General features: G+C 47.2%; 25 protein-coding genes. All 25 read right to left on the bottom strand.

Annotated features, from left to right (window positions below):
• Nucleotides 1–51: 51 nt before the first annotated feature.
• The 25 genes from EE116_RS05725 to EE116_RS05605 all read right to left on the bottom strand — a co-directional run bounded on the left by EE116_RS05725 (nucleotide 52) and on the right by EE116_RS05605 (nucleotide 19,985).
• Nucleotides 52–912, bottom strand: coding sequence for an energy transducer TonB (locus EE116_RS05725; RefSeq protein ID WP_122873614.1), 861 nt, complete (start codon nucleotides 910–912; stop codon nucleotides 52–54).
• Nucleotides 912–1,304 (bottom strand): biopolymer transporter ExbD, encoded by a 393-nt coding sequence (locus tag EE116_RS05720; RefSeq protein WP_002950784.1) that lies wholly within the window; start codon nucleotides 1,302–1,304, stop codon nucleotides 912–914. The genes EE116_RS05725 and EE116_RS05720 overlap by 1 nt, the downstream gene beginning before the upstream one ends.
• Complete coding sequence (locus EE116_RS05715) at nucleotides 1,297–2,124, bottom strand: MotA/TolQ/ExbB proton channel family protein (protein ID WP_122873613.1); 828 nt, start codon at nucleotides 2,122–2,124, stop codon at nucleotides 1,297–1,299. The genes EE116_RS05720 and EE116_RS05715 overlap by 8 nt, the downstream gene beginning before the upstream one ends.
• A gap of 9 nt (nucleotides 2,125–2,133) precedes the next feature.
• Complete coding sequence (locus tag EE116_RS05710) at nucleotides 2,134–2,958, bottom strand: ChaN family lipoprotein (RefSeq protein ID WP_122873612.1); 825 nt, start codon at nucleotides 2,956–2,958, stop codon at nucleotides 2,134–2,136.
• Between the two features lie 83 nt (nucleotides 2,959–3,041).
• Nucleotides 3,042–3,695 carry a thiamine phosphate synthase gene (locus EE116_RS05705; protein WP_122873611.1) on the bottom strand — a complete coding sequence of 218 codons (654 nt, stop codon included), beginning with the start codon at nucleotides 3,693–3,695 and terminating at the stop codon, nucleotides 3,042–3,044.
• 48 nt (nucleotides 3,696–3,743) lie between these two features.
• A complete protein-coding gene (thiH, locus tag EE116_RS05700) occupies nucleotides 3,744–4,877 on the bottom strand; it encodes a 2-iminoacetate synthase ThiH (protein ID WP_241091691.1) in 1,134 nt (377 codons plus the stop codon).
• A gap of 241 nt (nucleotides 4,878–5,118) precedes the next feature.
• Complete coding sequence (locus EE116_RS05695) at nucleotides 5,119–5,895, bottom strand: thiazole synthase (RefSeq protein ID WP_122873609.1); 777 nt, start codon at nucleotides 5,893–5,895, stop codon at nucleotides 5,119–5,121.
• 1 nt (nucleotide 5,896) lies between these two features.
• Nucleotides 5,897–6,091 (bottom strand): sulfur carrier protein ThiS, encoded by a 195-nt coding sequence (thiS, locus tag EE116_RS05690; protein ID WP_122873608.1) that lies wholly within the window; start codon nucleotides 6,089–6,091, stop codon nucleotides 5,897–5,899.
• Between the two features lie 88 nt (nucleotides 6,092–6,179).
• Complete coding sequence (locus EE116_RS05685) at nucleotides 6,180–8,411, bottom strand: MMPL family transporter (protein WP_122873607.1); 2,232 nt, start codon at nucleotides 8,409–8,411, stop codon at nucleotides 6,180–6,182.
• Nucleotides 8,408–8,929: a LolA family protein gene (locus tag EE116_RS05680; protein ID WP_122873606.1), complete on the bottom strand. Its 522-nt coding sequence runs from the start codon at nucleotides 8,927–8,929 to the stop codon at nucleotides 8,408–8,410. Before EE116_RS05680 ends, EE116_RS05685 begins: the two co-directional genes overlap by 4 nt.
• Complete coding sequence (locus tag EE116_RS05675) at nucleotides 8,904–9,335, bottom strand: acyl-CoA thioesterase (protein WP_122873605.1); 432 nt, start codon at nucleotides 9,333–9,335, stop codon at nucleotides 8,904–8,906. The genes EE116_RS05680 and EE116_RS05675 overlap by 26 nt, the downstream gene beginning before the upstream one ends.
• Nucleotide 9,336: 1 nt before the next feature.
• Nucleotides 9,337–11,034, bottom strand: a complete 1,698-nt coding sequence (locus tag EE116_RS05670) for a glycosyltransferase family 2 protein (protein ID WP_122873604.1) — start codon at nucleotides 11,032–11,034, stop codon at nucleotides 9,337–9,339.
• On the bottom strand, nucleotides 11,031–12,710 hold the full coding sequence (locus EE116_RS05665; protein WP_122873603.1) for an AMP-binding protein: 1,680 nt from the start codon (nucleotides 12,708–12,710) through the stop codon (nucleotides 11,031–11,033). Before EE116_RS05665 ends, EE116_RS05670 begins: the two co-directional genes overlap by 4 nt.
• The gene (locus tag EE116_RS05660; protein ID WP_122873602.1) at nucleotides 12,700–13,236 is read right to left on the bottom strand and encodes a COG4648 family protein; all 537 of its coding nucleotides are present in this window, start codon (nucleotides 13,234–13,236) and stop codon (nucleotides 12,700–12,702) included. The genes EE116_RS05665 and EE116_RS05660 overlap by 11 nt, the downstream gene beginning before the upstream one ends.
• A complete protein-coding gene (locus EE116_RS05655; RefSeq protein ID WP_002946939.1) occupies nucleotides 13,220–13,471 on the bottom strand; it encodes an acyl carrier protein in 252 nt (83 codons plus the stop codon). The genes EE116_RS05660 and EE116_RS05655 overlap by 17 nt, the downstream gene beginning before the upstream one ends.
• Nucleotides 13,472–13,473: 2 nt before the next feature.
• Complete coding sequence (locus EE116_RS05650) at nucleotides 13,474–13,731, bottom strand: phosphopantetheine-binding protein (RefSeq protein WP_122873601.1); 258 nt, start codon at nucleotides 13,729–13,731, stop codon at nucleotides 13,474–13,476.
• Nucleotides 13,728–14,480 (bottom strand): lysophospholipid acyltransferase family protein, encoded by a 753-nt coding sequence (locus tag EE116_RS05645; RefSeq protein ID WP_122873600.1) that lies wholly within the window; start codon nucleotides 14,478–14,480, stop codon nucleotides 13,728–13,730. Before EE116_RS05645 ends, EE116_RS05650 begins: the two co-directional genes overlap by 4 nt.
• Nucleotides 14,458–15,138: a beta-ketoacyl synthase chain length factor gene (locus EE116_RS05640; protein ID WP_122873599.1), complete on the bottom strand. Its 681-nt coding sequence runs from the start codon at nucleotides 15,136–15,138 to the stop codon at nucleotides 14,458–14,460. Before EE116_RS05640 ends, EE116_RS05645 begins: the two co-directional genes overlap by 23 nt.
• A 16-nt stretch (nucleotides 15,139–15,154) precedes the next feature.
• Entirely contained in the window at nucleotides 15,155–15,574 is a 420-nt protein-coding gene (locus tag EE116_RS05635; RefSeq protein ID WP_122873598.1) for an excinuclease ABC subunit A, read from the bottom strand.
• A 9-nt stretch (nucleotides 15,575–15,583) separates the two neighbouring features.
• Nucleotides 15,584–16,036: an excinuclease ATPase subunit gene (locus tag EE116_RS05630; RefSeq protein ID WP_122873597.1), complete on the bottom strand. Its 453-nt coding sequence runs from the start codon at nucleotides 16,034–16,036 to the stop codon at nucleotides 15,584–15,586.
• Nucleotides 16,037–16,052: 16 nt separating this feature from the next.
• Nucleotides 16,053–17,294: a beta-ketoacyl-ACP synthase gene (locus EE116_RS05625; RefSeq protein ID WP_122874445.1), complete on the bottom strand. Its 1,242-nt coding sequence runs from the start codon at nucleotides 17,292–17,294 to the stop codon at nucleotides 16,053–16,055.
• Nucleotides 17,294–18,007, bottom strand: a complete 714-nt coding sequence (gene fabG, locus EE116_RS05620; protein WP_122873596.1) for a 3-oxoacyl-ACP reductase FabG — start codon at nucleotides 18,005–18,007, stop codon at nucleotides 17,294–17,296. Before fabG ends, EE116_RS05625 begins: the two co-directional genes overlap by 1 nt.
• Nucleotides 18,000–18,440: a hotdog family protein gene (locus EE116_RS05615; RefSeq protein ID WP_122873595.1), complete on the bottom strand. Its 441-nt coding sequence runs from the start codon at nucleotides 18,438–18,440 to the stop codon at nucleotides 18,000–18,002. The genes fabG and EE116_RS05615 overlap by 8 nt, the downstream gene beginning before the upstream one ends.
• Nucleotides 18,437–19,603, bottom strand: coding sequence for a beta-ketoacyl synthase N-terminal-like domain-containing protein (locus EE116_RS05610; RefSeq protein WP_122873594.1), 1,167 nt, complete (start codon nucleotides 19,601–19,603; stop codon nucleotides 18,437–18,439). Before EE116_RS05610 ends, EE116_RS05615 begins: the two co-directional genes overlap by 4 nt.
• Complete coding sequence (locus EE116_RS05605; RefSeq protein ID WP_122873593.1) at nucleotides 19,590–19,985, bottom strand: hypothetical protein; 396 nt, start codon at nucleotides 19,983–19,985, stop codon at nucleotides 19,590–19,592. Before EE116_RS05605 ends, EE116_RS05610 begins: the two co-directional genes overlap by 14 nt.
• Between the last annotated feature and the right edge of the window lie 346 nt (nucleotides 19,986–20,331).

Here is a 20,331-nt window from a genome sequence, read left to right as displayed (position 1 = left end):
TACCGGTTATCTTTATTTAACTCTTTTTAAACTATGGCACGATAGATAAATTTATTTTTTTGAGGCTTTATATTTTTTTATATTAAATTCGATTGGAAAATTTAACGTCAGATCGTGATCTGAGCCCATCATTTCACTAGGAGGTGACGGCAGGGGTGAAGCGCGGCTAAAAAGCTCCGTCGCTTCGTTGTTTAAAATCTCAAATTTGCTCCCTTTAGTCAATAAAACGCTTAGCACTTCGCCGTTAGCTGCTATTTTTACTTTTACGTAAACGACACCTTCAAATCCACTTAGAAGAGCGTCGCTCGGGTATTTTTTGTGCTTGTTTAAGTGGGACACAACCATACCTTGCCAACTTTTTTTATCTGCGCCGGAACCTGCAAAACTGCCGACTATCCTAGTTCCGCTACCGCTAACGGGCGCCGAAGCTACGTTATCCTTGGCTACGGAGTTTATATCCGAGTCCAAATTTGAAACTTTTTGTGTGTCTTCATTGCTTTTTTTGTTTGTTTCCTTGGCGATTTTTACTGGTTTTTTTACTATTTTCTTCGGTTTTATTTTAGGTTTTATTTTTTTTGGCGTTTCCTGTTTTTTTACGACTTCGATTTGAGATTTTATCTCCTCTAACGAGGCTACCTCTGGCTTTTCCTCTTCTTTGGCCTCTGTTTCTTCAGGTTGCGGTGCGGAGGATTTTTGAGAATTTACGGCGATCTCTTTGAAATCGCCTATCGACAGATCTGAAATTATCATAATCGACTCGATTTGGTCGTTTTTTATCGGATAATCAAAGCCACCGAAATTCTGCTCCAAATTTATAGCCTTGCCGCTATTTGCGATAAAAACAAAAAGCGCCGCATGCAACGCTGAAGCAAGAATAAAAGCAAATACCCAAGCAAGACGTGGAATTTTCATCAGTTTACAACCTTTGTCGAAAAGGCTATTTTGGTATATCCGGCTATCTTCACTCGCTCGACGGCATTGATCAAAATCTCATAAGGCACGCTTTTATCGACGTGAAAATACACTATCGCCTCATAGTTGCGTCCGCTTTTTATATCCAGCGCCTGCGCGATATTCTCCGCTAAAACGGCTTGACTGCCCAAATAAATTTCGAATTTATCGTTTATGCTTAAGATTATAGGCTTATTTACATCCTCTTTTTGTTTGGCAACAGATTTTGGCAGCTCGACTTTCACAGAACTGGTTACTATGGGCGTAACTACCATAAATATAATCAAAAGTACTAGCATAACGTCGATAAAAGGCGTTACGTTTATCTCGCTTAGCTCTTCTTCGCTATTCATTTTCCGCAGCCAGTCTATCAAATATCAAATAAATTTGAGAACTAAGCAGCCCTAAATGAGCATTAAATTTAACGCTACACCGCACCAGATAGTTATAAACCAAAACTGCTGGTATCGCGGCTACGAGTCCAAGAGCTGTGGCAAAAAGCGCCTCTGCAATACCAGGAGCCACCACGCTTAGGCTGGCGTTGTTGCTGTTTGCTATACCCACAAAGCTGTTCATTATGCCCCAAACCGTCCCAAAAAGCCCGACAAAAGGTGCAGACGAGCCGATGCTAGCGAGCACTCCAACCCACCCTCTCATCACGTTCGCGAGCGACGATTTTTTAAGATCAAGCCTTTGTTTTACTCGCGATTTCATATTTTCGTCAAATTTGACGCTTTTTTTGCTCTCATCCTCAAGTTCTCTTATAAAATCCACTGCAAAACTCTTTTTCTTTAACTTTAAAACCCGCCAATCAGACGCATCTTTTACAGTGTTTTCGTCAAATTTGAGTCTACGAAATGCCAGCTTAAACTGGATAAATTTGACGATAAAAATCGTCCACGTAATGACGGAAAATAAAATCAAAACGCATATAACAATCTTTACGACTATATGTGCGTTCTTAAAAAGCGAAATAAATGACAAATCTATGCTCGGCGCCTGAGAATTTGAGGCGATGTCGGTCAAATTTTGTTCCGCGCCAAATTTCAAGCCAGTTTGAGATGAATTTACATCAAACGCTACTTGGCTATCGCTTGATTTTTCAAATTCGCTTACGTTATTTTCACCAAACAACAAACAAAAAGAAAAAATAATCACTAAAATTTTAGCCATCTCGTACCTTTATTTAAATTTCCATAGATAATCAACCTCTTTAGCACTCGTATCGTCGCCATCAAAGCCTAAAAACAAAGTTTTAAATTTCTTTTTCGTTTTAAAATCCATAAGATGAAGCGGCACCCCTATGTCCTTTTGGACGTGATACCTCCCAGCTATAAGCAAAGCGAAATTTGCAGATTTATTTACGACGTCAGCCATCCTACGATCTTTGTACTGCTGAGCCTGGACAAGCTTCTGTATATCTTGCTTATTTACGCCTCCGTGCACTCTACCGACGATTTTCACGATAGCTTCTTGAACGCTTTTGGATGCGGAAAATTTACCCGATATAGGCTGGGCACCGGCAAATATCAGCTTTATTTCGTCTTCGCTTAAATTTGCGCACTTGATGTTAGCGCTATAAAATGCTGTTTCTAACACTCCTTTGTAATGCCTTAACTCCCACATTTTATCATTCCATTTTATAGCTTTAATCAATTCACCCGAACGAGTTTTTTTATCCAGGCCATCCGCATATTTTTGCTTATCGCCTCCAAGCATCTCAAAAGCGACGTCTATGTTTTTATTTTTTGAAAGCGCTTTGATGAGTAAAATTTCGGCCAAATGGTGGTCAAAGTCATCGTGTAGCTCGCCTACCAGTAAAATATCAGCATCTAACACTTCGACAATAAAGCCGTCAAAATCCATCGTTTTATTTGTACTTAGATTGACGATTTTAGCCGTAGCCTTGATATCATCTAGCTTTTGTGGCGTGACTTCATATTTGCCGCTACATCCAACCAAAAATAGAGCAAAGATAAGAAAAATAACGATTTTTAAAGTATTCATTTTTATTCCTATTATCAGTTATTTTAGATAATGACTATAGTATAAAATTTGTTATTAAAGTAGTATTAATCAAAATTAAAAAATTAACTCAAAAATCCCCGCATCATATACGCTCCGGCTACGCCCGCATCCTTGATCTCGCTTAGATTTTCAAAATTTATCCCACCGATAGCGTAGGTTTTTATGCTTAATTTCTCGCAAATCTCCCGTAAAAATTTAAGCCCCCTGCCTCGCTCTAGCGCGTGAGAAGGCGTATCAAAAATATGTCCCGCCACGACGTAATCAGCGCCTAGTTCCTGCGCCGATGAAGCCTGCTCTAAAGAGTGGACCGAAACGCCGATTTTAAGTTTTTGCGTTAAATTTGACCCGCAAATGTCGCCGCCTCTCTCTTTGTCCGAGCGTGCGCCGTCAAATTTAGCCAAATCTCTCAAATTTATAGCCGACTCGCCACTTAACGCCGCAAATTTAGTAAAGGGAAGGTGTAGCTCACAGACGCCTAGTTTGCTCGCGACGTTTGCGTAAGTGTGCAAAATAAGCCGCGCACCAGAGCCACACTCAGCGATGATCTCAAGCGTTTTTCGGGCTAAATTTTCGTATTCATCCTCGGACAGATCGCTCTCCCTGAGCAAAATTTTATCCGCCTTGCCGCTTTGCGCTACCCACCTAACATCAGCGAAAAAATCCTCGCTCAAGCGGCGATTCGTCACCCAAACGAGCTCAAATTTGTCAAATTCCATCGCCATTTACCTCAAGAGCCAAATTTTACGCCCGCAAAAACCGCCGCCCTAAACGTAAATATGCTCGCTCATCACGGGCTGCAAATTTAGCCCACGCACCGCGCCCAATATCTCCTCAACCGAGCGCGCGTCGCTGATCTCAAACTGCTCGTCGCCCTTTTTGGCCTTATCCGAGTGCGTCCCAACGCCCGTGCTAACGCCGGCTGAGATTTTGTTCGCGGCGACTGCGATGACGCCGTCACGAAACCTGGCCAGCTCGCGCGTGGAGATCGTAATATTTGCGTAGGGCAAAAAGAGGCGGTACGCGCAGATGACCTGAAACAGCGCCCTCTCGTCAACATCTCGCGGGCCGACGTGAGCCTTGTTTATCGCGGGGCGCAGGCGCGGGCAAGATAGCGCGATCTCGGCGTGCGGATACTTTTGCTGTATAAAATGCGCGTGCAGCGCGGTGGCTAGAGCGTCCTTTCTAAAGTCGTCAAGGCCCAAAAGCGCGGCAAATCCGACGCTGCGCATGCCGCCCATGAGAGCGCGCTCCTGGGCGTGGAAGCGGTAGGCAAACGAGCGCTTGACGCCGCCTAGGTGAAATCTCGCATACGCCGCCGGGTCGTAAGTTTCTTGAAAAACCACGACGTAGTCCGCGCCGCAACCGTGTAAAAACGCGTATTCGTCGGCATTTAGCGGATAGATCTCGATTCCGACGTTGCTAAAAAGCCTAGACGCCTCTTTGCAAACCTCACCGATATAGCCCAGGTCGCTTTTTTTCGCGCTTTCGCCGGTTAGGATCAGCACGTCTTTTAGCCCGCTTTTTGCGATATTTGCTAGCTCTGTCGCCGCCTCGTCCGCCTTTAGCCGCACGCGCGAGATCTTATTTCGCGAGCTAAAGCCGCAGTAAACGCAGTCGCTATCGCAAAAATTTGAGATATAAAGCGGCGTAAAAAACTGCACCGAGTTGCCAAACTGCCTGCGCGTCCTATCTCGCGCCGCTTCCGCCATCTCGCCTAAAAATGCGCCCGCAGCAGGGCTTAGAAGCGCTTTTAGTCCCTCTGCGCCTAGATTTTCCTCGTTTAGAGCGCGCCTAACGTCACCGGCGTCAAATTTCGCATAGTCGTAGTCTTCGCGCGCCGCTAGCACCCGCCGCATCAGCGCTTCATCTATGCGCTGCGCGCCGCCAGCATACTCCATCACGTCTATATTTTTCAAATATTTCTCCGTTTTTTATCTAAATTTCGAGCGTTAAATTTGATCGTTTTTAGGGCGCGAGGCGGCAAATTTTACGCGCCTAGACCCGCGCCTTTTCGGCGCTAAATTTAAAACCGCGCGAAATCGTCAAATTTAAAATTCGCAGGATTTAACGAGGTGAATTTTATCCTCGCCCGCATCAAATTTGACGCCGTTTTTCATGCCGTCAAATTTAAAGCCAAATTTACTCCAAAAATCCCGTCAGCGGACTCGATGCCCGCGCGCTTTCGCTCACACCACCAAGCCCGGATAGATACGCCAGCCTGCCCGCCTGTATCGCCAGCGCAAATGCCCGCGCCATAGTTTTTACGTCGCCGGCAGTCGCGATAGCGGTGTTTGCCATCACGGCCGCGCAGCCCATCTGCATTGCTTCGCACGCTTGCGCGGGAGTGCCGATACCCGCATCTACGATCACGGGCAGGTCTATCTCGGCGAGCAAAATTTTTATAAATTCGCGCGTACAAAGGCCTTTGTTCGTCCCGATCGGAGCGCCAAGCGGCATCACGCACGCAGCCCCCGCCGAGGCTAGATCGCGCGCGACGTTTAGGTCGGGATACATATAGGGCATCACGACAAAGCCCATGTTTGCGAGCTTTTCGGTCGCTTTTATCGTCTCGTAGTTGTCGGGCAGCAGGTATTTGCTGTCTCTGATAACCTCAACCTTCACGAGGTCGCCGCAGCCGGCCTCGCGCGCTAGCTTTGCGATACGCACGCACTCATCGGCATTTCTAGCGCCTGAGGTGTTTGGTAGCAGCGTCACGCCCTTTGGGATAAAATCTAAGATATTTTCTACCCCGCCCTCGTTCACGCGCCGAAGCGCCAGCGTCACGATCTGCGCGCCCGCCTCGTGCACCGCGGCCTCCAAAAGAGGTAGCGAAAATTTACCCGATCCCAGGATAAAACGCGAGCTAAATTTATGCCCGCCAAGTTCTAAAATATCGTCTTTTTCGTCATTTTTCATCTCAGCCTCCGCCTACAAAATGCACTATCTCGGCCGAGTCGCCGTCTCGTAGCACCGTATCAAATTTATCCTTGGGCAAGATTTCGCCGTTTAGCTCGACTGCGATGCGCTCAGGCTTTAGTCCCTTTGCGGCGAGCAGCTGCGCTACGGTTTTGCCGATAAACTCGCCCCCGTCTTTGCCGTTTATTTTTAGCATTTTCTTTCCGTTTTATTAAATTTAGCGCGCCCGTGTGGGTCAAATTTCGCGCTGCGTAAGCTCGCGATTATACCTCTTTTTGCTAAATTTAAGCCAAATTTTTCATCGCAAGCATGCAGGCGGCAAGCCCGTAAAAAGCGACGCAAAGGCTAACGGCTAGTCCAAAAATGCTAACTGCGGGCGTCTGGCTAAAACTAAGCGCAAAAAACGAGATAAAGCTCGTGATAAACGCGGCAAATATCCCAAATACGCGCTCTCGCCGCGATAAGTCCTCGTTTAGCGCAAAGATAAGATAATCGATCCCGACCGCGCTTGCCAAGATAAGCCCGAAAATCGCAAAAATATTTACGTGAACGCCGAGCGCCGTAAAGCCGCAAAGCACGACCAGCACGCCAAGCGCGATGACGCTCATAACCAAAAGCGAGCGCGCCGCTCCAAAAAACGCCCACAAAAGCACAAATGCAACCAAAAACGCGCCGCCCTTTAGCACCGCGGCCCAGGCCTTAGCCTCAGTCAAATTTTGATTTAGCGCGCCGACGAAATCCACGCTAAATGCGCCGTTTGATTTTAAAATTTCATCCGTTTTCGCGCTGCTCTCTAGCCCCTCGGCGTATACCGCACTGCTGTTTTTGCTCGGTAAAAATCGAGTTAAATTTTTTGCCGCGTCAAATTCTAAAATCTCGCTAACGCCGATAGTTTGCGCGTTTGCGATCTTTTCTAGCTCGGATTTTACCAGCTCGCTAGGCAAGCCAAACTGAGCGTAAATTTTAAATATTTCCTCTTCCTGCGCGGCTTCTTTAAAGATATTTTTTACATTTTCCTGCTCGGCCAGACTTAGGATAAATTTAGAAATCGAGGCATAGTCTTTGACGAGATTTGCCTGCTTTAGCTCGCGCATTAGCCTCTTTTCATCGCTGGCTATATCACTGCCGCCCTTTAGCACGATGATGGAGTTTTGCGGCGCGGCGCCCGTTATCTCGCTGATCTTTTTAGACTGCTCCAGTAGCTGCGCGGGCGAGTTTGCATAGTCCTTGATCTGCTCTGGCGCGCTTAGGCTTTTAAAATTTAGAGCCAAAATTCCCGCGCAAAGCGCAAACGCGGCAAGTAAAATTTTTAAATTTATCGCTCCCGCCGCGCGCTCGCAAAGTCTCGCAAATTTATCAAAAAATCTCGAAAACACGGCGCTTTGGGAAAACGTCGCGCCCTCAAAAACAAAAGGCAGGCAAAAATATGTAAATAAAAACGCCCCAAGCAGCGTAAATAGCGAAAATATCGCAGTTTGACGCAGTAGCTCAAGCGATGAAAAGGCAAAAACGCCGTATCCGCTCATCGTGATGCAAAGTCCGAGCAAGAAAATTTTAAGCATCGGGCGCACGCTCTCAGCCGCCACGGGCGCGTTTTGATTTTTACCCAGCCAGTGCAGCGCAAAATCAAACATAAGGCCCACGAGGCTCGTTCCGATAACCACGACCATGACGCTAAGGCTCTCGTAGATCAAAAGCGAAACCGCAAGTCCGCACGCAAAGCCAAAAATTGCGACGAAAATGACGCAAAAAATGCGCAAATTTTTAAATGCGAGCAGCAAAAAAATCGCGCAAAAACTAAGCGAAACCGCGCTCATAACGGCGCTTTCCTTGTCGCCGCCCGCTTTTCCGTAGGCTCCGTATAGCGCGCCGCAGCTAGCGTAAACCAGCACTGCGTCCCCAGCCGCGAGCTCGCGTACGCTTTCATAAAATTTGATCAAATTTCGCGGCTCGTAGCTGGGCTTTAGGCGCGCTTTTACGAGGTAAAATTTACCGCCCTCATGCGCGGCTTCCAGCATCAAATTTGACAAATTTAGGCTGATTTTTGAGCTCTCTAGGCTCATATGCGAGCTTAAGGCAAAAAAATCATCTTTCGCGTTAAGCGGCTTAAAAGCGAATTGATTAAATAAATTTTGCGCGCTTTGTTTGAAAAACTCGTTTTTGTCTTTTACTAAAAGTTCATAGGTTTGCTCGTTTAAAAGCGCGATCTTTAGGGCATTTAGCTGAGTTAGATAGGAGGTTAAATTTACGTCCTGCTTTGCGCGGTACTCTTCAAAAACTCCGCTTTGTTCGGCTAAATTTTCGCTTTTTTCTAAAAACTCAGGCGAATTTGAAGCCAGCAAAAACTCGTTTGAAGCGCTATCGAGCATCGATTTTAGCGCGGTTTGCTCGGAGGAGTTTTCAAAATTTACGAGAGAAAAAATATCCGCGTTTATCTTTTTAGTGTTCGTGATACAAACGGCGAGTGCGGCTAAAAACGTCGCTAAAAAGATAAAAAAATGCGCGGATTTTTTCATTTTACGTTGTAAAAATCATTTACCGTTTTATCGCCGCTAACCTCGTTTAACACGATCTTGCGGACGAATTTATCGCCTCCTACTAAGATTCGCGTAAAGATTTGCTTTAGCAGTAGATTTTTGGGCGTCAGCTCTATTTTCCAGTTGTTTTTATCGCCCGAGATTTTAAAGATAAATTCCTTCTCAAGCTCGTCTTTATCAAGCTTTATGATAGATAAAAAGAGCTTTTTATCAAAATTTTGATCGATTTTTATGAGCTGGTTGCCGCTTTTTTGAAAGATACCGCGCTCGTTTATGACGATGCTCACCGCGATCGGGCTTAGCGTGTCGTAGAGCAGTTCGCTTTGACTGAGTTCAAATTTGCCGTAGCTTTTAAACTCCACGTTAAAACCGCTCAAAAACTTCGTCTGAGCAAAATCGCCGCTGATGTTTTGCGTTTTGATTTGAGATTTTATCTCATTAAAATCAAGCCCCATCAGGCTCGCAGCCAAACTAAAAATTATCGCTATTTTTTTCATTTATATACCTTTTTATTGCATTTTGTAGCTCTTGCGGGATTTCAAAGCACGTCTGCATCGCGCGCATATCCACGGCCGCCTGCGAGCTCGCGCCCGTGCACAGCGTCTCGCCTGTTTTGGCGCTTTTTACGACGTAGCCGATTCTTAAAAAGCACTCGCACTCCTTTAGCGTCGCCTCAACCTCGATTTCATCGCCGAAAAATACGGGTTTTACGTATTTCGCCTCGATTTTTACGATCGGGTAGGCGTAGCCGTCCGCTCTCATCGCCTCGTAGTCGTAGCCTATCTCCTCTAGCAGCGCGCATCTAGCCGTCTCGAAATACTTCACATAGTTGCCGTGCCACACGACGTTCATACTGTCCACGTCGTAAAACTGCGCCTTTAGCGCGACTGATTTTGATATCATCTCATCTCCAAAAATCAAAAAAATTAAACCACTGCGTAGGCGTTTGCTTGCAGCGATTTTCCAGCTCGCGGACGTAAATTTGTAGATACTGGCGCGCTGAGGCGGCCTTATCTCGCCCTAGCTTTACGGCGCTTGCTAACGGCACTAGCTCGATCCTAAATTTGCCGCCGATCTTTTGACACCACAGCGAGCTTATCTTTACGCCTAAAATCCCCGCGATGAGGTATGGACCGTAGTTAAAGCCGGCCTCATTGCCCAGAAATTTCACGCGCGTGGCCTTATCGCCGCCAAGAGGCGTCCTGTCGCCCATTATGCCGATATGCTCGCCGCTTTCGACGATATTTTTTAGCTCCAGCATCGCGGCCACGTCTAGCTTATTTACCGCCATCATGCGCACGCTGCCGTCATTTTTGCTGATTTCGCGCAGCACTTCGTTAAATTTGCGCGAGTTCTCGTCATAGGTCAAAATCACCATCCTAAAGCCATCGACCCGCGCAGCCAAAGCCTTGCAAATTTCGACGTTTCCAAGGTGCGCCGTGAGCAAAATTTGCCCCTTTTTCGCGCCGATTAGTTCGCTTTTTATGCGCTCTAGATCAATGATTTCTAGCTCGTCATCCTTGATCTTGCCTTTCCAGACTCTAAATTTATCGCAGATAGCGCCGCCAAAGGCTTCAAAATGACTAAAAACGCTCGTTCCTTTTAGCGTCTGCGCGCCGGCAAAAACGCTTAAATTTAGCCTAAATGCCGCGATGTTCTCGCGCTCGTTTTTTGAAAATATATAATAAAACCAAACCACGATTTTAACGATAAACTTTAGCGCAAACTCAGGCAAAATTTGTACTAAAAATAGGCTAAGCCTTAAAAAAAACGCCCCTCCTCTTTCCTGCTTTTTCCACCATAGATTTTGCTCGGCGTTTTCCAGAGGTTCTACGGAAATTTGAGCGTTCGCCCCATTTTTTTCGCTCGAATTTAACCCGCACGCTCGCCAAATTTTACCCAGCGCAAATTTAGGCAGAGAAAAGAAGCATTTTGCGTGCATGAGGCTGATTAGCGCGTTATCGCGTAGCATCTTAAAGTGCGAAACGCCGCCCTTTTCGTAGCGTACGCACGTATCGATCCAGCGCACGTCGATGCCCTGTCTTACGGCATTTACGAGGATCTCGATGTCAAATTCCATCCTATTTGTTTTGCTTTTTGCCGCCGCTTTTTTAAGCTGCTCTAAAGGATAGACGCGAAAGCCGCACATAGCGTCTTTGACGCCAAGGCTTAGCGTATTTATCGCGACCCAAAAATTCGTGATCTTTCTGCCGTAAACGCGGGATTTTGGCGCATCCTCGCCGTAGATGGGATTTGCGCAGACGATACTTTGCGGGTGCGTCTCGCTCTGCCTCAAAAACTCGCCGATGAGCGCAGCGTCGTGCTGAAAATCGGCGTCGATTTGTAAAACGTGGCTAAAGCCGCGATTTAGAGCAAATTTAAACCCGTCCTTCATCGCGATGCCCTTGCCGCCGTTTTGCGCGCGCGTGAGCAGCAAGATCCCCTCCGTGCGCTCAAGCTCCGCTAAGATTAGCTTGCTCGCCTCGTCCGAGCCGTCGTCCACGACGATAACGGGCAACTCGTATGTTTTTAGTGCGGCGATCAGGGCTTTGATATTTTGCGGGTGATTGTAAAAGGGCACTAAAAACGCAAATTTATTCAAAGCGCCGCCCTGCCGACCGAGCACTTTTCGCCGTTGCAAAATAGCTCAAAGTAAAGCTTGCCGCCGCGTTTTTCAAAACAAACGCGAAGTGCGTCGCCAGGTCTTACAAATTTCATAAATTTTAGATTTTCCACCGTATTAAGACCACTAACGTCGATACCTACGCCGCTAGCTAGCTCAAAGACGTAATCAAGCTGCATAAATCCCGGCAGTAGCGGTAAATTTGGAAAATGGCTCTCGAAAATCTCGAGACCTGCGTGCATGATAGCGCTAAATTCGTATTTTTGCGCGTGCTTTTCGAGCCGATCGCCGTTTTCGTCAAATTTGACGCTGTTATCGTTTGTGCCGCAGCTTAAACCACTCTCCAAATTTTGGCCGCTTCCATAAATTTGACCGCCGCAAATTTCGCCCGCTTCATTTACGCGCCCGCCGCTCCAGACGGGTTTGGGACTAGCAAATAGCGTGTTTTCAAATTCGCTTTTTTCAAATTTACCCTGCTGGTTTCGCGGCATTTTTTCTACTATTTTAAAGTATCGGACGCTGTTTTTAAACTCAAGCTTCAAAAGCTCTTTTAGCTCGGCTACTGCGCCTTTTTTGCCTATTTTTCTAAATTTTTTTAGCCCTTCGCCGTTAAGCTGCAAAAGCGCGGCGATGCGCTTAAATTTCGGATGCGGCGCGCAGTAGCAGTCCGCGAGCAGGCCGCTTTCTAGTAGCTTTGCTTCGATACTCTCCAGGCTCACGCGCTTGTCGTTTAGCTTCACGATGCGGTCTATCCTACCTTGTAGCGCGAGGCGGCCCTCGTCGATGCTGGCCGCGTCGTTAGTCTGAAAAAACTCGCACCAAGGCGAGCTCACGTTTAGCGCACCTCTATCGTCCAGCCCCGCATTCACCGCGCCAAATAGCCCAAGCCCGTCGCCGCAGTCTTTTGCCACTATGCCAGTTTCCGTGCTGCCGTAGATTTCGATGATACGCGCGTCGCAGATTCGGCCTAGCTCGCCTCTTAGCTCCTTTTTTAGCGGCGAACCCGCACTTACGATCCCGCTTAAGCCTTTTAGCGCGCTTGCGGCGGGACTTTGAGCCAGAGTTCTAAGTAGCACCGGACTAGCGATAAATACGTGATTTGCAAGGTCTAAACCCAAAATCGCCTCTGGATAGTTTAGCTCGTCCGCGATGACGCGCGCACCCAGCACCAGAGGCAAAAAGACCTTAAACGTTAGCCCAAACATGTGCCTATGCGAAACGCTCGAAAAAAAGGTATTTCGCTCGCTAAAACTTAGCTCGGCGGCTAAATACTCGCTCTCTTTTATCATCTGCGCGAGCGTTTTTTCTATCATCTTGCTTTTGCCGCTAGAGCCCGAAGTTTGCAGATAAAATTTAGCCTGCGGATCAAATTTAAGCCCTTTCGCAGGCTCGTTTGCAAGAAAATTTAAAAAATTTTCGTCGTTTACGGCGGTCAAATTTGTCTCATAAACCGGCTTTGCCAGCACGCAAGGTGCGGCACCCGCCAAAAGCGAGCCGAAAAACGCAGCGTAAAATTTAAACGCGTCGTCAATGTAAATTTGCAGCTCCTTTACGCCGTTTTTTTCTAAAAACGCGGCAAATCTAAGACACGCATCAAAGACGTCGCGCGAGTCGTCCGCAAATCTAAAATTTTTTAAATTTTCTTCAAAGCTCATCGCTCTTTATAAATCTCTTTCTAAATAAAATTTCCCCGAAAAACAGCGCCCCCATCAGCGCGTAAGATACCGCGCCGCTATAAACGCTCCAGTAAAGTTTATCCTCCATCAATGCTAGCGCGAGCGATATGGCGGCGTTAAAAACAAAAAAAGCGCACCAAATTTTGGTCAAATTTCGCGTATAAACCACGCCTTTTTCGTCCAAATTTGGCTCTTTTAGTTTTGCGATTTTGGTGATGACGGCTTCGTTTTTTAGGCTAAAAGCAAAAAACACCAAAAAAGCCAAACTCACCAAAACCGGGTAAAGGTACGCCAAAAATCCGCCCCTAAAAATCATACAAACTATGAAAAAAACGGCCGCCGCGATACTAAGCCTCCTCTCAAAGCCGCTTGAATACGCCCCGCGCGCTATCCATAGCACAGCCAGCGCCCAAACGACCCAAAATGCAAAATCGCCCGCGAAAAATAGCGCGAATGGGTAGATGACGCTAACTACGCTTAGGGCGATTTTAAGCTTGCTCGTCAAATTTTTTAGCCACCGCGTTTACGATGTCTTCGAGCGTTTTTACGTTTTTAAAGTCTTCAGGCATCAATCGGTGGCCCGTTTTGCGCTTGATGTGATCTATAAGATCGATCGCGTCGATGCTATCTATCTGCAAATCCTCGTAAATGCGCGTTTGCGGCGTGATTTTAGCCTCGTCGATCTCAAAAAGCTGCACTAGCGCGGACTTTAAAATCTCAAAAATTTCTTCCTGTTTCATCGTTATTTCCTGTTTTCAAAGATATATTGCGCGAGGCTTTTTACGCTGTAAAAAATCTCTTTTAAATTTGCGGTTTTAGAATCAAGCACTAGGCCGTAGTTTTTTTGCACCGCAAGGCCAAGCTCGAGCGCATCGACGCTATCAAGACCTAGCCCTTCGTTAAAAAGCGGCGCGTTTTCGTCGATATCGCTCGGTTTCATATCCTCCAAATTTAAGCTCTTTATGATGAGCTCTTTTATCTCCTCTATTAGTTCGTTCATTGTTTAAACTCCTTTGTATAATTTTCGCTGATAAAAGCGTGCAGCTCTCTGGCCCTGATCGGATTTGGCCTATCCGCGCAAAATCCGTCCAAATTTAGCCTAAAAAGCTCTTTGAACTCGTATTTTATCATAACGCTCGGGGTTTTGTACCAAGGCTCGTGTTTTTTGAGACTGGGCGGATCCATTTTAATGGCGATGGCGACTAGCTGTTTTGCCGCATTTACAGCGATATAGGCGGCTGCTTTGTGAAATACGATCTCACCCGCCGTGCGCGTACCTTCTGGAAATATTATCAAACTCTCACCGCTTTTTAGCGCATCCGCGCTCTTTTGCAAGAGCTCCTCGTTTGCCGTGTTTAGGATGTAGCCGCAGGATTTTATTGCGGGAGCTAAGAAAATATTTTTACCAAGGCCCCCTTTTACCACGCAGTTTGCGCGGCGGATGAGCGCTATCAAAAATACGACGTCTAAAAGCGACGGGTGGTTTGCGATGATTATCTGCGAGGCGGAGCCAAGCCCCAAAGGAAGGTCAAATTTGGTGCGCTGATAGCCGCAAATTTGAGTAGAAAATATAAAAAATCTCCAAGCCAGACGCACCAAATCTCGGCAAAAATTTCTGACAAATTTAAATTTATAAAGCCCAAGAAGCGCAACCGGAACAAAGATCAAATTTCCAAGCGCGCAGATGAGTCCAAATAGCGCGAAATTCGCCCCGACTATAAAAATTTTAAACCCGTGACGAGGGCTCATAATCCCACCGCCAAGCGGAGTTTTTATCCACGCTTTGCCAAGAGCATTTTTGCTTCGGATCGAAATTTTGCAGGAATTTAACGAGCAAATTTTCATCCGTTTTGCCGTCCGGCTCGCCTTGAGACAAACTCAAATTTTCGCCCTCGCTAACTAGCAAACAAACCATACAAGAGGGCGCAAACTCGTCAAAATACTCCTGCGAAATACTCTCGTGATAGGCTAAAACTAGAGCGTTTTTGGCTCCGCTTTTTAGCATCAGATGCGCCTGCACCAAAGCGTACTCTAGCGGCGCGTATGCAGAAACGGCCGAGATTTCGCTACGATTTTTAAAATTTATCGCCAGAAGCGAGGAAAGGGCGTTGTGTACCGAGAGCGAAAACGAGGTCGGCGATATGAGCTCGCCGTGAGCTAGCGTATTTTGTAGCTCAAAACAGCGATTTATCTCGCCCTCATAAGAGCTAAAAACGATAGGCATATCAAGCGGCGCGATGTTTTTGGTTAGATCAAAGGCGCACTTTGCCGCGCGGCTAAGCCTACGGCGCTCAAGCGGGGGCACGTGCGAGACATCAAGCTCCCTCTCGTATGCCGCCAGCTTCGCGTCCTGCGAGCCGTTAAAAACAACCGCGTCGAAAAAATCGAGTTTAAAATTTAGCCTCATTCGCCCCTCTCGCCGCTTATTTTGCTATATCGCCTTTTAGCGTTACACCCGCCATCAAAGCGCCCGCACCGCACTGAAACTGCGTTTTGGAGTCAAAGGGTTGTTTTTTGTAGTAGCCGGTTAAATTTACTACCCTCGCGCCACCCTCTTGCACCGCGCGCTCTTGGAAAGTTTTTATCGCCGACAAAAACGCCCACTGGCACGCCTCTTTGTCGCTTTTGTTAAAGGCGTTGGTTTTTTTGTTAGCCATTAGGCCGCTTTTGATGATGCCGCCTTTCGTACCCGAGCCAAAGCTTAGCTTGATGTTTGGATCTAGCACCTCTTTTGCTTTCGGCGAGCTTAGCGCCTCCTCGATCGAAAAGTGATGCACGTCGTCGCGCGCGCTCAAATTTAAAGCCAAGGCGCAAACGCCTGCTAAAACTAATAATTTTTTCATTTTTTCTCCTTATTTCAAATTTGCTTTCAACGCCACCGCAGTCGCCATATTTCCGACCGCGCATTGAAATTTATCCTTGCTGTCTAGCAGCTTTTCTTTAAAATTTCCTCGCATGTTCACAACGCTGCTTTTGCCCGCGTTTTTCGCCGCCGTTTGCAGATCGACCAAAACCTTAACGAAAACGTATTCGCAAGACTCCTTGTAGTTATCCTCGCGCTGGTCTTTTACCGCGTCGCCGAAACCATCTTCCTCGACCGCGCGGTATTTGTTGCTACGCCTTTGCGATTTTACGGGCTCTAGCTCTTCGTCCGTCTGCTTAGAAAACTGCAAGCTTATATCTTTTAGCAGATACTTCTTTGCGAATTTAGACTCCAGCGCGCTTGCGATATCGTGCTCGTAAAACTCATCCTTTGCCGCCGCAAAAGAGAAAATCAAAAGCAAAACGGCTAAAATTTGCTTCATATTTTACCTTCAAATTTTAAATTCTTTTAAATATCAGCGAGGTATTTACTCCGCCAAAAGCAAAGTTGTTGCTCATAACAAAATCCGTATCTATCGCTGTTTGCTCGGTCAGGTAAAATAGCGGCGCGCAACTAGGATCGACGCTGGTCAAATTTATCGTCGGGAAAAATCTTTTCTCCCGCATCATCATCACGCTAAATATCGCCTCCAAACCGCCGCAAGCTCCTAGCGTATGACCTAGGTAGCTTTTTAGCGAGCTGATAGCGATCTTATCGCCGAAAAGTTCGTTTGTAGCGATACTCTCGGCGATGTCGCCCTGCTTGGTCGCCGTGGCGTGAGCGTTTACGTAGCCGATCTTTCCCGGCGTTAAATTTGCATCTTTTAAAGCTAGAGCCATCGCGCCTTTCATCGTTGCGCTTTGCGGGCGCGTGACGTGCGAGCCGTCGCAGTTTGAGCCAAAGCCCACGACCTCGGCGTAAATTTTAGCCCCGCGCTTTACGGCGCTCTCTTCGCTCTCTAGCAAAAGCATCCCAGCACCCTCGCCAAGCACCAGCCCATCGCGCTCCTCGTCAAACGGAGTAGGCGAAATTTCAGGCGAGCCGTTTTTCACGCTAGTGGCGTAGAGCATGTCAAACACGTATGCCTCGCTCGGGCACAACTCCTCTGCCCCGCCTGCTAGCATCATGTCGATCTTGCCGCTTTTGATACTCTCGTAGGCGTATCCGATCGCGTGCGAGCCGCTCGTACACGCCGATGACGTCGGGATAATACGCCCTTTTAGCGAGTAAAAAAGCGCGATATTCGCCGCCGTGGTGTGAGGCATCATCTTGATGTAGGTGTTGGCGTTGCACTCGTTTTCGCCGCGCTCTAGCAGCTTTGCCATCGCTAGTATCGACTCGGTGCTGCCCGTAGACGAACCGCATGCGACGCCTAGTCTGCCCTCTTGCACGCTAGGATCGAGGCTCGCGGCGTCTAAATTTTCACCCCGCATTAGCCCCGCGTCTCTTAGCGCCAGCCCCGCCGCCTCGACGCTATACATAGAAACAGTGCCCAGGCTCCTTAACTGCTTGCGGTCCCACGAACTAGGGCACTCATAGTCCTCTATGGGTGCAGCTAGGCGGGTGTTTAGATCGGCGTATCTATCCCACTGAGACATGTATCTCACGGCGTTTTGGCCGAGCTCAAATTTAGCCCTTATCTCTTCCCAGCTCTTGCCAAAGGCGCTCACCATACCCATACCCGTTATAAAAACTCGCATCAGCAAAACCCTCCGTTTACGCCGATAACCTGCCTCGTTATGTAGGCTGCGCCCTTGCTTAGTAAAAACTCGACCAAAGGCGCAACCTCGTCTGCTTTGCCAGCTCTTTTAGCCGGGATGGCCTTTAAAATCTCCTCCATCGGCAAGCCGCCGTCCGTCATATCAGTCTCGATGAGTCCGGGTGCGATACAGTTTACGGTGATATTTCGCGAGGCAAGCTCGACGGCGAGGGACTTTGCTGCGCCGATGAGGCCTGCTTTGCTAGCCGCGTAGTTGCTCTGTCCGCGGTTGCCGATGACGCCTGAGACCGAGCTCATGACGACGATACGAGCGGGCTTTTTAGCGCGAATCATAGGCATGAGAGCGGGTTTTAGGACGTTATAGAAGCCGTTTAAATTCGTATCTACGACACTAAACCAATCCTCGTCCTCAATGCCGACAAAGGTGTTATCGCGCGTGATGCCGGCGTTTAGCACGACAGCGTAATAAGCTCCGTTTGCCTCTATATCGGCCTCGATCGCCGCCCTTGCCGCCTCGGTATCTGCGACGTCAAATTTTAAAGCAATCAAATTTAACTCGTTTTGTAAATTTAATAGTCGCTCGCTCGTGCTTTTGCCGTGCAATACAACCTCGTATCCCGCTGCCGCCAGCCGCCTAGCCACCGCTTCGCCGATGCCGCGACTCGAGCCCGTTATCAGCACTCTTTTACTCATCTAGTATCCTTTTTACGTATTCCTCGTCCGGGCTTAGCACATTTAGCGTCGCGCGCGCCCCAAGCTCGCCGTTTACGTAAAGCTCACAGTCGTAAACGCCAAAACCGCTTGCGTCTTGTATCGAGCAAGCCGCCTCGATGAGGACCTCGTCTCCTGCCGTTAAAAACGGCTTAAATATCTCAAATTTTCTACTGCCTAGCAAAAAACCCAGGCCAAATTTCATACCTTTTAGCTCGCGCATCTTTGAGTCGTAGATACCCAGCGACTGCGCCATCATCTCGACGGTTTTGTGCATGGCGAATTTGCCGTTTGAAAGAAATTTATTATCCTCTTTTATCACGCTTTTGGTTTTTATGCGACCCTCTTCAAATTTAAGCACCTCGTCAATAAAAACGATCGCCGTACCGTGCGGGAGATAGTCTCCTAGGCTCATTTCGCCCTCCCAAACACGATCGCCGCATTATCTCCACCAAATGCAAATGACAGCGACATCGCCGAATTTACGACCGCTCTTTGGCCAAATTTTACCAAATTTATCCCCTCTATCTCATCATCGTAAACGCCGTCGTAAACGTGCGGCGGCAGCGCGGTTTCGCCTCTAGCGCAAAGCATGGCACAAAGCGCGCTCTCGATGGCTCCTGCGGCTCCTAACGTGTGGCCGATCAGAGATTTAACAGAGCTAGCAAAAACGCTCGGCATGAGCGAATGCACGATCTTTGCCTCGATTTTATCGTTTGCCTGCGTGCCGGTACCGTGCAAATTTATATAATCTACGCTGCTTAAATTTGCCGCCTCAAGCGCCTTTTGCACGCACTGCGTTTGCATCTGCCCGCTAAAATCGGGCTGCGTCATATGAAACGCGTCGCAGTTTGAGTGCTCGCCCGCGATAACTAAGTTTGAGATTTCATCCCTGCTCGCCACGAAAAAGGCCGCCCCTTCGCCGATATTTATACCGTCGCGATTTTTGGAAAACGGATTGGTCTCTCGTGCACTTAGGATGCCTAGGCTATCAAAGCCGTTGATCGTGAGCGTGTTTAAGCTATCCACGCCGCCGCAGATCACCGCGTCGCAAATGCCGGACTCCAGTAGCCTTTTTGCCGTTATGATAGCCTTGACGCCAGACGTACAGGCTGTCGAGACGGAAAAAGCCACGGAACTAAGCCCGTAAAAATCGGCAATAAATTCGGACGGGTTGGCTAGAGAGTTGCGATTTATGCCAAATTTTGAAGCGTCGAAAAACCCCGTCGCGGCAAAATCCTTAAATGTTTCGTAGTTTTCCTCCACGCCGCTAGTAGTCGTACCCACGACCACGCCGACGCGATTTTTGCTGTATTTTTTGATAGCGTCTCGCACTTCTTTATCGATCTGCAAAAGCGCACTTAAAACTAGAGCGTTCGTGCGTGTTTGCAGGTGTTTTGGCGTATTTTGGCTAAATTTAGCCAGATGCACGCCGACCTTGCCGAGGATAAAGCTTTTATCCACCCTAAAGCCTTCGCAAACGCTCAAAAATCTCTTTTCTCCGCATAAATTTGCAAAATTTTCCTCTGCATCGGCTCCGGCTGCGCTGATGATGGCTGGCTTACTAACGTATATCAAGAGCTCTTACCTTAAAATTTTCGTTATTTACCGTTATGGCAGCCTCTTTTTGATTTGATTTTATGGCGCTCAGAATCTTTACAAAAAGCTCGTTGTATGTGCTATTTGGTGGTAAAAAGCCTATAGCTTCAAAATCGCCACTCGGTCTCAAAACTCGTCTAGCCAGCGGAGTGCCCATGGAGTTTATCATCGTAAAATAATAGTCCTCTTTTTCGTGCGAAATATAGAGCAAATTTGAGCCGCTTTGCGAAGTCACTTCAAATTCGCGTTTATCGAAATTTACGATCTGCGGAACATCAAATTTAGCCTTAGCCGTACATCCGCCGAGCACAAATGCCACCGCAAAAATAGATATAAATTTTAAAACTTTTTTAAAACTCACCCTTTGGTCGCCTTATTAAATTTTGTTTGTTTTAGAATAATGCACAGATTATATCTTTTTAACCTTTAAAAACAACGCAGGGTACAAAATTTGGTCCCTCAAGATTTTTTTTAATAAAATTTGTCGGACTTTGATAAAAATTTTAGCAACGAGATTTCGGTTTTAAAAAATGCAGCAATGTAAATTTGGTAGCTGTGCTTTTAAAATTGACATATTTCAATTGTACGCATAGATCCGCGTACGGAGAATTAAATTTGGCATTGTCAGCTGTGGCACTATATTGCAACTTTCAAAATAACACCACCAAAATATATTGTTTTTACAGCCATTAACCATCCATAATAAA

Source organism: Campylobacter showae (assembly GCF_900573985.1).
GTDB lineage: Bacteria > Campylobacterota > Campylobacteria > Campylobacterales > Campylobacteraceae > Campylobacter_A > Campylobacter_A showae_E.
The sequence above is the reverse complement of the archived record's forward strand: the minus strand, read 5'-3'. Positions and strand labels throughout refer to the sequence as shown.

Excerpts from the sequence above, each read along its gene's own strand:
- EE116_RS05725 (WP_122873614.1), bottom strand. The coding sequence starts at position 912 with ATGAAAATTCCACGTCTTGCTTGGGTATTTGCTTTTATTCTTGCTTCA.
- EE116_RS05720 (WP_002950784.1), bottom strand. The coding sequence starts at position 1,304 with ATGAATAGCGAAGAAGAGCTAAGCGAGATAAACGTAACGCCTTTTATC.
- EE116_RS05715 (WP_122873613.1), bottom strand. The coding sequence starts at position 2,124 with ATGGCTAAAATTTTAGTGATTATTTTTTCTTTTTGTTTGTTGTTTGGT.
- EE116_RS05710 (WP_122873612.1), bottom strand. The coding sequence starts at position 2,958 with ATGAATACTTTAAAAATCGTTATTTTTCTTATCTTTGCTCTATTTTTG.
- EE116_RS05705 (WP_122873611.1), bottom strand. The coding sequence starts at position 3,695 with ATGGAATTTGACAAATTTGAGCTCGTTTGGGTGACGAATCGCCGCTTG.
- thiH (WP_241091691.1), bottom strand. The coding sequence starts at position 4,877 with ATGGAGTATGCTGGCGGCGCGCAGCGCATAGATGAAGCGCTGATGCGG.
- EE116_RS05695 (WP_122873609.1), bottom strand. The coding sequence starts at position 5,895 with ATGAAAAATGACGAAAAAGACGATATTTTAGAACTTGGCGGGCATAAA.
- thiS (WP_122873608.1), bottom strand. The coding sequence starts at position 6,091 with ATGCTAAAAATAAACGGCAAAGACGGGGGCGAGTTTATCGGCAAAACC.
- EE116_RS05685 (WP_122873607.1), bottom strand. The coding sequence starts at position 8,411 with ATGAAAAAATCCGCGCATTTTTTTATCTTTTTAGCGACGTTTTTAGCC.
- EE116_RS05680 (WP_122873606.1), bottom strand. The coding sequence starts at position 8,929 with ATGAAAAAAATAGCGATAATTTTTAGTTTGGCTGCGAGCCTGATGGGG.
- EE116_RS05675 (WP_122873605.1), bottom strand. The coding sequence starts at position 9,335 with ATGATATCAAAATCAGTCGCGCTAAAGGCGCAGTTTTACGACGTGGAC.
- EE116_RS05665 (WP_122873603.1), bottom strand. The coding sequence starts at position 12,710 with ATGAGCTTTGAAGAAAATTTAAAAAATTTTAGATTTGCGGACGACTCG.
- EE116_RS05655 (WP_002946939.1), bottom strand. The coding sequence starts at position 13,471 with ATGAAACAGGAAGAAATTTTTGAGATTTTAAAGTCCGCGCTAGTGCAG.
- EE116_RS05650 (WP_122873601.1), bottom strand. The coding sequence starts at position 13,731 with ATGAACGAACTAATAGAGGAGATAAAAGAGCTCATCATAAAGAGCTTA.
- EE116_RS05645 (WP_122873600.1), bottom strand. The coding sequence starts at position 14,480 with ATGAGCCCTCGTCACGGGTTTAAAATTTTTATAGTCGGGGCGAATTTC.
- EE116_RS05640 (WP_122873599.1), bottom strand. The coding sequence starts at position 15,138 with ATGAGGCTAAATTTTAAACTCGATTTTTTCGACGCGGTTGTTTTTAAC.
- EE116_RS05635 (WP_122873598.1), bottom strand. The coding sequence starts at position 15,574 with ATGAAAAAATTATTAGTTTTAGCAGGCGTTTGCGCCTTGGCTTTAAAT.
- EE116_RS05630 (WP_122873597.1), bottom strand. The coding sequence starts at position 16,036 with ATGAAGCAAATTTTAGCCGTTTTGCTTTTGATTTTCTCTTTTGCGGCG.
- EE116_RS05625 (WP_122874445.1), bottom strand. The coding sequence starts at position 17,294 with ATGCGAGTTTTTATAACGGGTATGGGTATGGTGAGCGCCTTTGGCAAG.
- fabG (WP_122873596.1), bottom strand. The coding sequence starts at position 18,007 with ATGAGTAAAAGAGTGCTGATAACGGGCTCGAGTCGCGGCATCGGCGAA.
- EE116_RS05615 (WP_122873595.1), bottom strand. The coding sequence starts at position 18,440 with ATGAGCCTAGGAGACTATCTCCCGCACGGTACGGCGATCGTTTTTATT.